This window comes from Bacteroides sp. AM16-13 (assembly GCF_003602705.1).
GTDB classification, from domain to species: domain Bacteria; phylum Bacteroidota; class Bacteroidia; order Bacteroidales; family Bacteroidaceae; genus Bacteroides; species Bacteroides xylanisolvens.
Map to the genome: position 1 here is coordinate 58,380 of NZ_QTLK01000033.1, position 9,041 is coordinate 67,420.

7 protein-coding genes are annotated in these 9,041 nt (G+C 40.4%); 4 read left to right on the forward strand and 3 right to left on the reverse strand.

What is annotated here, in order from left to right:
* Window positions 1-63: 63 nt before the first annotated feature.
* Window positions 64-201: a hypothetical protein gene (locus tag DW173_RS24015; protein ID WP_004301914.1), complete on the forward strand. Its 138-nt coding sequence runs from the start codon at window positions 64-66 to the stop codon at window positions 199-201.
* A 93-nt stretch (window positions 202-294) separates the two neighbouring features.
* Window positions 295-1,473, forward strand: a complete 1,179-nt coding sequence (locus tag DW173_RS21145; protein WP_087318302.1) for an aminopeptidase C — start codon at window positions 295-297, stop codon at window positions 1,471-1,473.
* Between the two features lie 161 nt (window positions 1,474-1,634).
* Here DW173_RS21145 and DW173_RS21150 read toward each other — a convergent pair whose 3' ends face one another.
* From DW173_RS21150 to dinB, 3 genes are all read right to left on the reverse strand, one after another.
* Window positions 1,635-2,336 carry a DUF4627 domain-containing protein gene (locus tag DW173_RS21150; RefSeq protein ID WP_004320741.1) on the reverse strand — a complete coding sequence of 234 codons (702 nt, stop codon included), beginning with the start codon at window positions 2,334-2,336 and terminating at the stop codon, window positions 1,635-1,637.
* A gap of 59 nt (window positions 2,337-2,395) precedes the next feature.
* A complete protein-coding gene (locus DW173_RS21155; RefSeq protein WP_008021012.1) occupies window positions 2,396-4,330 on the reverse strand; it encodes a heparinase II/III family protein in 1,935 nt (644 codons plus the stop codon).
* Between the two features lie 412 nt (window positions 4,331-4,742).
* Window positions 4,743-5,834, reverse strand: coding sequence for a DNA polymerase IV (dinB, locus tag DW173_RS21160; RefSeq protein ID WP_004301910.1), 1,092 nt, complete (start codon window positions 5,832-5,834; stop codon window positions 4,743-4,745).
* Window positions 5,835-6,040: 206 nt separating this feature from the next.
* Between dinB and DW173_RS21165 the strand changes: the two genes are divergently transcribed.
* On the forward strand, window positions 6,041-7,468 hold the full coding sequence (locus DW173_RS21165) for a DUF4419 domain-containing protein (RefSeq protein ID WP_087318303.1): 1,428 nt from the start codon (window positions 6,041-6,043) through the stop codon (window positions 7,466-7,468).
* A gap of 147 nt (window positions 7,469-7,615) precedes the next feature.
* Complete coding sequence (locus tag DW173_RS21170; RefSeq protein WP_120145165.1) at window positions 7,616-8,908, forward strand: YhcG family protein; 1,293 nt, start codon at window positions 7,616-7,618, stop codon at window positions 8,906-8,908.
* Window positions 8,909-9,041: the final 133 nt, after the last annotated feature.

Below are 9,041 nucleotides of genomic sequence, written 5' to 3' on the forward strand. Positions count from 1 at the left end.
AGAGAAAACAAGATGTAAAACCGCTCTTCAAAACGTGGAGGGCAAAAAAAGAGGAAACAAATTATGAAAAAGAATGCAAATGAAAAAATTATGATGTTACAGTACCGTATTAAACGTTATCAAGCAATGGGAAATGGTGCCATGTGCCAAACATTAAACGGTAAACTTCAAAAACTGCTGTCACAGCAGGTTGCCATGTAAATAAACACACTAATTATAATAAATAGAGCGAGGAACTTTCGAGTATCTTCGCTTTTTTTATACATTTGCAGAAGAAAGATAATAAAACACATTATGAAAAAGCTATTTATGTCGGTTGCGCTCCTCTTATTGGTCGTAACCTCTTTTGCACAAACACCCGGTTATGAGTTCACAACCGTTGTATCTCACCAAGCAACGCCTGTTAAAGATCAGGGTTCCACAGGAACCTGCTGGTGCTTTGCCACCGCTTCTTTCATGGAGTCGGAACTGCTCCGAATGGGAAAAGGAGAATATGATCTCTCGGAAATGTTTATCGTCCGCCAAAAGTACATGAATCAGATGGAGGACAATTATCTCCGTCGTGGTAAAGGAAGTATCGGTGAAGGAAGTTTGGCACACACTTTCAAAAACGCTTATAAGAAAGCGGGAATCGTTCCGGAAGAAGTGTACACCGGATTGCCGGGCGATAACAAAGACCACAATCACGGTGCATTGTCACGCTACCTCAAAGCATTGGTAGACGCAAATATTGAATCTAAAAAGCGTACTCCGCAATTTGATGCGCTTATTAATAATCTGTTCGATATTTATCTGGGCAAGCTTCCCGAAAAATTCACTTATAAAGGAAAAGAATATACTCCTCAATCTTTCACAGAAAGTCTGGGATTGAATATGGATGATTATGTTGAACTGACCAGCTTCACTCACAAGCCTTATTATGAGACATTCTCGCCTGAAGTTCCCGACAACTGGGAAAACCAGCCAATGTATAATCTTCCGTTGGACGAACTAATCGGGGCTATCGACTATGCACTGAACAAAGGATATACCGTATGTTGGGACGGTGACGTAAGCGAACAGGGTTTCTCTTTCAAGAACGGAATCGCCATCAATCCGCAAGTGGAGGATGTGAAAGATTACTCTACAACCGACCGTGCCCGTTTTGAGAAAATGCCCAAATATCAACGAATGGACGAAGTGTTCAAGTTTGAGCATCCTTATCCGGAAATCAACGTAACACCGGAAATCCGTCAGGATGGTTACGAGAAGTTTGTGACAACTGACGACCACCTGATGCACATCACCGGCATTGTGAAAGATCAGAATGGTACTAAATATTATATCACCAAGAATTCCTGGGGAGCGGAAAGCAACAAATCCGGAGGTTATCTGAATATGTCTGAAAGCTATGTACGTGCTAAAACAATCTGTGTGATGGTACACAAAGATTCTCTGCCTAAGGAACTGAAGAAGAAACTCGGTATTCAATAAATCGCATGAAATCAGTCCCGAAGGAAGATTGACTGTTTCATACATTTATTTATTCGGAACTCTCCATTATATTCATATAACAAAAGAAATAGGGCAACGAAGTATCACTACTTCACTGCCCTATTTTTTTTGTTAACCTACTATATTAAATCCTTTGCTCTTTATTTCTTTTTCAATGTCACGTCGCTGATTTCTACAACGCCGCCTTTGTTCTGGGAAAGAATAGCCACATAACAATCTTTCAGAATAGCAGCATCATCGTCTGTATCAGACACTTCCAAGTTAGCATTTGCTTTCTTGCTGCTAATTGCATTAACCACTTGTCCCATATCATAGTAAACCACTACTTTAGTCCATTTACCGGCATCTTTAATTTTAAAATTGTACTGTGCGCCCGAAGCATTTGGTTGAGCATCTGCGTCATAGTCTCTACGCATGAAGAAAGTAGTATTGTACTTACCATTATCATTCTTTTCCTCATTGGTCTGTTTGATGTATACACTGACCGGAGTTCCTGCTTCTTTAGCTTTTGCATAGAAAGTAAGAACATAGATACCTTTGTCCAAACCATCGGTAATACGTTGTCCCAGGAAAGCTTTATACCAAGAGAGATTCTTTTCAGCACCGGAGTTATCCAATTTCATTGCATTCGGATATTTGGCATCTCCTGTTTCTTCCCAAGCAATAGTAGTTACACCGTCAGCTTCATTATTCATGATAAACCACTCTCCTGCGGTAGCTTTGTTGGCATTAGTCACTTTAGTCTTTACTTCAGTGGCGAATTTTTCGTTTTTTATCAGGTTCTGCGCACTTACGCTTACTCCTGCAAGGACCAAAAGCCCGGCAAATAATACTTTTTTCATCTTACTGTGATTTAATTGTTTATACTTTATTTTTTCTAGCTTTAAAAATCTATTTCATCCTACTTCACTTGTTGAATAACAAATCCATATTTACCAGTCACTTTCTTTTCTTCAGTCTTTAGTGTGATGCGGTAAATCTCTTTGCCCCATACGTTAGACAGGCGCGGATCATCCAGTTTGATTGTTTCCAGTTCGGCCTTAAACTGTGATGGATAGTTCATTTCCACCTTTTGTCCCTTTACTTCGATGCGGATTTTTCCGGCTGACGGGAAAGTCACATTGCCCCAAGTTAAAAAGTTCATTTGATTAGGAGCTATAGCCTCATCCAACGTATAAATATCACCAATAATGAGTTTTTTATCATCAAGAGCATAAGAGCGAACCCAGCTTTTCACTTTCGCTTCTGCCGGATAAGCAGTAGCTATATCCGTAGAGAACATCCGTTTCTTCTCATTGCAAACGGTATTGGTAGCTTTATACTCCTGCCCGAATTTCTGCGGTACTCCGTTAATCATCGGCAAGTTATGATAGTTGCTCTGCATGGTCCAGATGGTATAGCGGTCCTTGCCGAACGTCTGTTTGGTATATGTACCTACACCGGCATCAATAATCACAGGAATTGTATTTACATATAAAGAGAAGGTTCCTACATCGTTGTGGTTATGGCTTTCGTTATTAAATCCGCCTTTAGCGGCAACAAACATACCGTTCTTATTCTTCATATAACAGAATTCCGTTTCGGGATACCAGGTTACATCCGGCATATCATGTTTCGGAGTTGCTTTTGCCAGCTCATTACAGCAAAGTAGAGATTGAAGCGAACGAAAAGCATCGTTACCCATGGTAGCATACGGTTTTCTTCCTTTCAACAGGTATGCGGCAAAATGCATCATTTCATCGCTGTTTACAGCTTTACCGAAGCGATAGATTAACAAAGGATCGCCCCCGCCTTGTGCCGATGCATCAGCAAAATTCACCACCCAACCATTGCCTACGTATGAGCGGGACATATATTCTCCCATCCGGCGAATCATCGGTTCATTGAACAGAGACAGTTTACCGCCTGTGCCATCAGAGAGTATCTGCAAATAGTCATAGAGCTTTCCGGCGGCATGTCCCCAGTAAGAGGTTCCCTCCTCACAGGCACCATCGGATTTCACGAAGTTGATAAACTTATCGACTGACTGCATGGAGCGATAAACAGCTTTCGCCAACTTATCCTTATTGTTCTCCATCAGTAAGAAACATTGCAGGGCATTGGAGTTACACCAGGGATTCCAGTTATTGATGATTTCTCCCGGTTTCCAGTTAAAAGCCATCCACCACATTTCGTCGTCGTTCATATACGGATCAAGAATACGTTCTTTGATTGCTTTACGCATTTGCAAAGATACCACAGGATTGATTTTGTCGAATGGTTTGCGGAAGAAATAGTGTACCCAGGCCATTAAAGCTCCGTATCCGCCTGAACCGAGGTCGATAATCTGTTCGCGGAAGTCGGGAAGTGAACGTTTGCTGCTCTGGCGGGGCAAGTGTGCGGATAGAACCCATGAATTCATTTCACAGCTCATATATGCTCCGTTCAGTAATTGATCGATAAAACGTCCTTTCCCTTCGGCCAGTTCGGCGAGCATCAAGGCGTTAAGTGCCTGGCGGTTGGCGTCATAAGGAACTTCCATTATTTTACGATTACCGCTACGTTCATATTCCAGATAAGCGGTGGCAGGTATCAGTTGCCATTTATAGTCGAGGAGTTTTTCACCGGCTTCGATGAGGCGTTGCTTATTGGGGCCCATCAAAGAATCCCAGGCGGCACGATCTGTATAAGCAGGATAAGGCACCCATGCTTGTTTCATTACCAACACGTTTTTCAACGTAGTTTCGTCTGCCGCTTTTTGCAGCATATTGCGTTCGGTGTAAGCGTTTGCCTTGAAAGAAAAACTTCCTAAAGCTGCTAGTAAAAGAACACAAAATAAATGTTTCATTCGATTCATGGTATTTCATTCATTTAAGTATTGCAAAGATAACGTATCTGATAAAAAATGAGGTGAGTAAATCATACGAACCTGATGACAAAAAAGTACATACTTCAAAAATAGTACTCTTAATTGCTATATTTTAGGCTTTTAAGTCATTATAAGAACAAATTAAGTCATTGTAGAAACAATTTAAGTCACACGGAAACCGGGTTTTCATTTCGGAAAAACAAAGATGCAGTTTCAGAAAATAGAGGCTCCCTTTGGAGAAAATAGAGGTTCTATTTTATTTCAAATAGAGTATCTGTTTTACTTCAGACAAAGTATCTGTTTGGATATTCAATCCTCTTTCTTTTTTCATTCTTTGATTCTCTTCTTTTTCATACCTCTATTCTTTCTTCTTCATCCCTCTATTTCTTCCCCTTCGCCTTCAATCCCAATCGCTAAATTCAAAACTCAACTGTTCCCAGACACCGTGTTGTTCATCGGCTTCCTCTTTTGGATTGGAGACGGAAAGACCGATGAGCCGGATTGGATGTTGCTCAAATTCGACACTTTTAAGCAATTCTTTTGCAAGTGGGAGTACCCGGTCTAAGGTGGTGAGTTCCTGCGATTGAGTAAGGCTTCGGGTTATCTGGCTAAAATCATGAAACTTGATTTTCAGGGTAAGCGTGTTACCTTTGAAGTCTTTTCGCTGAAGACGTTCAATCAGCTCTACTGCTACATGGTATAGTTCGATAATGACCGATGAACGGGCTGAAATATCACGTTCCAATGTACGTTCGCAGCCAATGGATTTACGGATACGAATTGCTTCGACAGGGCGTTCGTCAATTCCTCGTGAGCACTCATAATACAGTGCGCCGGCTTTCCCGAAATGGGCTGTCAGCATTTCAAGAGAGCATTTCCGTAGTTGAAGTCCATTGTGGATGCCAAGTAGATGCATCTTCTTTGCAGTCACCGGCCCCACTCCCCAAAAAGATTCGATAGGAAGACGGGCGATAAAATCAAGGGCCTGTTCCGGATGAATGGTACATAAGCCATCCGGTTTGCGATAGTCCGAAGCTATTTTAGCCAGAAACTTATTATAAGAAACTCCAGCAGACGCAACAAGGTTGAGCTGCTCCCGAATCTTCTGCTTTATTTCCTTTGCTATATCCACAGCCAGGGAAATATCTTTTTTATTTTCTGTGACATCCAGAAAAGCTTCATCCAGAGACAGAGGTTCGATGATATCCGTATATTCGTGGAAAATCTCATGTATCTGACGGGAAACGGATTTATAAACATCCATCCTGCCAGGTACAAAAATGAGTTGGGGACAAAGACGTTTCGCCTTTTGCGAAGCCATAGCGGAACGGACACCGTAACGCCGGGCTTCATAACTGGCAGCAGCCACAACTCCCCTCTCTTCAGCATGACCTACCGCTAAAGGCTTGCCACGAAGTTCTGGATTATCACGCTGTTCTACAGAGGCATAGAAGGCATCCATGTCGATATGTATAATCTTTCTCTGTGTCATTGTTTAGGATTAGCAGAGCAAACTTACTATAAATTCCCGAATAAATCCTGCTTATCGGTTCAAGAAATAATATGCTTATGATTTTTATAAAAAAAACATTCAATATCTTGTCAAAGACAGTTCTTATAATATTATATTTGCATATCGTCTATTCAAAATATAGAGGTAGTTAATAAGTTTGTGCCACCATACAACTTTTTAAGATTATGAAAAACACATTATTTTGCTTATTCATATTTTGCAGTGTTTCCACATTCGCTCAAAATGGAATCACTTTTAAGGTCGAAAAGCTTTCAAAGCCTGAAGAATTACTTCATCTACACTCCCCGAATGAAATTTACGAAAGTCTTATATTATCAGATATGGACATAGAGCCTTATGAGATAGAAGAGAAGAATATCAAGGTTCCTTATCATATCATTGCAAAGAGCGAATCTCCCGACAGTCTCGTTTCTTTTGGCCCTAATTCTTTTTTCAATGGTATGTATCAGGCTTATGCGGATCACAGGCCATTCGTATTGTCTCCGGACATGATTTGGCTATTAATCAGCCAGGGATTTGCACGCCATATCAATGCCAATCAGGAGTCTATGAGAAATGAGCTTGTTGATTTCTCCGGCAAACTATCCTTAATTGTAAGAGAAGACAAAAAGCTGGAAGACCCTACTCTTTCATGGGAGAAAATCTTTCCGCAATTTACAAAACAAATATCCCAATACACCGGTAATCATCTGACCGAACTGCTCACCTGCAATTTTTCAACGACTACCTCTTTAGAGAAAGTTGCTTCCGAAATAACAATCATGGAGGCTGTAAAACCTTATTTTGAGTTTATAATCATACGCATTGTCTGTGGAATACCTGAAATAACTCTCGAAGGAACACCGGAGGACTGGGAAAAACTACTGTACAAAGCCAGAGGCTTGAAAGAATACAAACTCGATTGGTGGATTTCAGAACTGGAACCTCTTTTAGAAGAATTTGTCAAAGCATCCAAAGGAGAAGTTAATAAGAACTTTTGGCGCAACATGTTTAAATATCATTCACAGAAACGATACGGAGCCCCAAACATTATTGATGGATGGATCGTGAAGTTTTTCCCTTATGATAAGGAAGGGAAAAGAAATAATCTGAAACAGCTTGAAGGCAGAAATTGCCTCCCTGATGAGATAGTGAAGGTAGATGTAAAGTATCAGGAAGTATATGGCGACGCTGTCAAAGAAACTCCATTAGAATTTTGGGCAGGTTTCATTGGATTAGAGCAAAACAAAAAAACTTTTGCCCTGCGACCGCAAATTGGTTGGATGGTCAGGAAGAAAGACGTTAATAAGGAGGGATTAAAAAGTAAATTAAGTGCTGATGCTCAAAAGGATGGCTGGGGAAGCGGCATCAATATCAGAGTAAAAGAATTTCCGGCTGTACTGTTGGAACTCAAAGAAATAAAAAGGTTGGATATCCAATTTATCGATACAATCAATATACCGGACGAAATATCAAAAATAAAAATCGGATCGTTAAGTTTATATGGAAAGATTACTAAAGAAGGAATAGAGCGTATTAAAAGATTATTGCCTGATACGGATATAAAAATAAATGGTTCGCGAGGTGGGAGTGCTTCATTTATGACTCCATAATAAAAAGAGGCTATCCAAAAGCCATATACTAAAAAACTTACCCTTGCTACAGTTTTGTAACAGGGGTAAATTCTATTGCCATGAACAAATTCAATCAATTGTGATATTTTAATTACCTTTGCCTTATCATTCAATTAAATAAAAGAAATGGAAAGTTCAAACCATCCCATAGAAAGAAAAGACTTTGAAGCCCTCATTCATGCAATAGGCTTTGAGATAGAACATGCACAAGTAAAATTGATTGTTGCAGCCAATGCACAAATGCTGTTCCACTATTGGAAATTGGGAAACTTCATTCTATACCACCAAAAAAGATTAGGTTGGGGCGGAAAAGTCATAAGTCAGATTTCAAAGGCTATCAAGATGCACTATCCCGAAAAGAAAGGATATTCAGCGAGAAGCCTTACCTATATGTGTCAGTTTGCCCGAACATACCCACTAGAGATATTACAAAGAATGCTTTCTTGTGACAAGGTGTTGAGAACGCCAACAATCCCCAATATGCTATCCTTGACTGATGAACTGAACTGTTTACCAATTACGCAAGAACCTCTTGCGCAATTTCAGACAAATATATTTCAATCAAAAGAATTTACGCAAGAGCCTCTTGCGCAAATTCAAAAGATAGACAAGACAATCTCCGCAATGCTGCAAACATCCATTGATGATATTGAAAAGGATTTTGTTTGTTCCCCCATTTCAAAAATAAACTGGACCAGTCATGTGATACTATTGGATAGCTCATTATCCTTAGGAAACAAATATTGGTACATGAAACAGTCCGTTGAAAACGGATGGAGCAGCAACGTATTAAAGATACAGATTGAGACTAATCTGTTCAAACGGCAGATAGAAACACAGAAAGTCAACAACTTTACAAAGACCTTGCCCGCTCCTCAAAGTGACTTAGCCAACTATTTGCTGAAAGACCCGTATATATTCGATGTAGCAGGTACAAAAGAACTGGCAGATGAAAGGGATATTGAAAAACAGCTTGTAGAACACGTCACAAGGTATCTATTGGAAATGGGGAACGGCTTCGCCTTTGTAGCCAAACAGAAACATTTCCAAGTCGGGGACAGCGATTTTTATGCAGACCTTATCTTATACTCCATAAAACTTCACGCCTATATAGTCGTAGAATTAAAGGCTACTCCATTCAAGCCAGAATATGCAGGGCAATTGAATTTCTACATCAACATCGTAGACGACCAGTTGAGAGGTGAAAACGACAACAAGACAATAGGATTGTTGCTCTGCAAAGGTAAAGATGAAGTAGTGGCACAATATGCCCTAACGGGCTATGCACAGCCCATAGGAGTAAGCGACTACCAGCTAAGCAAAGCCATTCCCGAAAATCTGAAATCCGCCTTGCCAAGTATCGAGGAAGTGGAGGAAGAATTATCACAGCTACTTGACAACAAAAAAGACAAAAAGTAATCCGATCAGTCCCGTTTTGACAGTCTTGACATTTAAGCCGTCTACCACCTATACAACGACCGATTCGACCCGAGCATTGACGGCTCACCCGATAATCATTGGGGGTATGCATAAATCTTAGCCAGTCTAAAGA

Coding starts and splice junctions, on each gene's coding strand:
- DW173_RS21165 (WP_087318303.1), top strand. CDS start 6,041: ATGAAAAACACATTATTTTGCTTATTCATATTTTGCAGTGTTTCCACA.
- dinB (WP_004301910.1), bottom strand. CDS start 5,834: ATGACACAGAGAAAGATTATACATATCGACATGGATGCCTTCTATGCC.
- DW173_RS24015 (WP_004301914.1), top strand. CDS start 64: ATGAAAAAGAATGCAAATGAAAAAATTATGATGTTACAGTACCGTATT.
- DW173_RS21150 (WP_004320741.1), bottom strand. CDS start 2,336: ATGAAAAAAGTATTATTTGCCGGGCTTTTGGTCCTTGCAGGAGTAAGC.
- DW173_RS21145 (WP_087318302.1), top strand. CDS start 295: ATGAAAAAGCTATTTATGTCGGTTGCGCTCCTCTTATTGGTCGTAACC.
- DW173_RS21155 (WP_008021012.1), bottom strand. CDS start 4,330: ATGAATCGAATGAAACATTTATTTTGTGTTCTTTTACTAGCAGCTTTA.
- DW173_RS21170 (WP_120145165.1), top strand. CDS start 7,616: ATGGAAAGTTCAAACCATCCCATAGAAAGAAAAGACTTTGAAGCCCTC.